The organism is Enterobacter sp. UNJFSC 003, assembly GCF_036903355.1.
Classification (GTDB): Bacteria; Pseudomonadota; Gammaproteobacteria; order Enterobacterales; family Enterobacteriaceae; genus Enterobacter.
On sequence record NZ_JBAKHK010000250.1, the window covers coordinates 1 to 255 of the forward strand.

1 protein-coding gene is annotated in these 255 nt (G+C 43.1%); it reads right to left on the minus strand.

Features of this window, described 5'->3' with window-relative positions:
- Positions 1-182, minus strand: a 182-nt coding sequence (locus V5P19_RS24010) for a helix-turn-helix domain-containing protein (RefSeq protein WP_334408054.1), incomplete at its 3' end; no start/stop codon positions are given.
- Positions 183-255 lie beyond the last annotated feature (73 nt).

The following is a 255-nucleotide window of genomic DNA, read 5'->3' on the forward strand; positions in this document are numbered from 1 at the left end:
GCCTTATTGCCAAAAGCCGCGTAGAGGCTCGGGGGGTTAATACCAAGATAATCAGTAACTTCAGCAACACTGACAGCATCGAAACCTTTTTGGTGAAAAAGCACTTTTGCCGCAGAGACTGCCTGCTCAGGAGCGAAACGTCTGGGACGACCTGGAACGCGAGATTGTTTTTTAGTGACCATTACAAAACTTGTTGACAGAAAGTTAAAACAGTTTTGTAATGCATGTTACATAATAAATCAAGGAGTCCTTATG